A 244-nucleotide genomic window follows, 5' to 3' on the forward strand; every position below is an offset into this window, starting at 1 on the left:
GTTTATTTTGCCGCTTTGTTGCTGTCGATAATCTTCAGTCCGGCTGAAACCAGGCTGCCGATGTCGGCGACGTTGGCAGGCATAATCAGCGTGTTGCTTTCTTTTGCCAGATTGCTGAAGGCGGCGACATATTGCTCGGCAACTTTCAGGTTGACGGCTTCTGAGCCGCCTTCGGAACGGACTGCCTCGGCAATTTTGCGGATGGCGTCGGCGTTGGCTTCGGCAACCAGACGCAGTGCTTCGG

Annotated in this window: 1 protein-coding gene; it reads right to left on the minus strand. The window is 55.7% G+C overall.

Annotated features, from left to right (window positions below):
- Positions 1–2 precede the first annotated feature (2 nt).
- Positions 3–244: band-7 C-terminal domain-containing protein (locus ACTHTA_RS11590; RefSeq protein ID WP_440379642.1), on the minus strand; the 242-nt coding region annotated here is incomplete at its 5' end.

It is taken from the genome of Neisseria sp. P0013.S005, from assembly GCF_051958425.1.
Lineage (GTDB): Bacteria > Pseudomonadota > Gammaproteobacteria > Burkholderiales > Neisseriaceae > Neisseria > Neisseria subflava.